The following is a 658-nucleotide window of genomic DNA, read 5'->3' on the forward strand; positions in this document are numbered from 1 at the left end:
CCGGTGGTGCCGTCCCGGCCCGCTACCTCGGCACCTGGGAGGGCAAGGCCGCCGGGCTCGGCGGCACCCTGCCCATGGGCACCTTCCGGGTCACCGTCCACCAGGCCCGGGTGGGCGAGTCCCTGGGGCAGCTGCGCCAGACCGACCAGATCGGCGCCGTCTGCACCGATCTGCTCACCCTGAAGAAGGTCACCGGGACGCGGCTCCTCGCGACCTCGGTGGGCGCGAAGGACAACCACCCCGGCTGCGACCCCGCCCCCCACCAGATCGAACTGACCCCGGTCGGCGACCACTTGAAGTACACCTCGGAGAGTGAGTCGGAGGGCCACCCGGTGGCCGAACTGACGAAGACCGGCTGACCAGCCTTGACCTCAAGCATGCTTGAGGGAGGAGCCTTCCGTCATGGACACCGAAGAGATGCGGCGCCAGGTGCGCGCCCTGACCGACCGCGCCGAGATCACCGACCTGATGGACCGCTATCTGCGCTCCCTGGACGAGGGGGACTTCGACGAGGAGTGGGCGCGCGCGTTCCACACCGAGGACGTCACCGCGGAGATGCCCATCGGCACCGTCCACGGGCGCCCCGCCCTGCTGGCCCATGTCCGCCGGGGAATGGCCCTGTTCGACCGGACCGTGCACCTGGCCACCAACGCCGTCG

Annotated in this window: 2 pseudogenes; both read left to right on the plus strand. The window is 70.8% G+C overall.

The features are described from left to right. A pseudogene (locus CCN72_RS21835) lies at positions 1-359 on the plus strand (serine/threonine protein kinase); the annotation flags it as partial. Positions 360-417: 58 nt separating this feature from the next. Further along, positions 418-645 (plus strand): annotated as a pseudogene (locus CCN72_RS41420) (nuclear transport factor 2 family protein); the annotation flags it as partial. Positions 646-658 lie beyond the last annotated feature (13 nt).

This window comes from Streptomyces murinus (genome assembly GCF_002154555.1).
Classification (GTDB): Bacteria; Actinomycetota; Actinomycetes; order Streptomycetales; family Streptomycetaceae; genus Streptomyces; species Streptomyces murinus.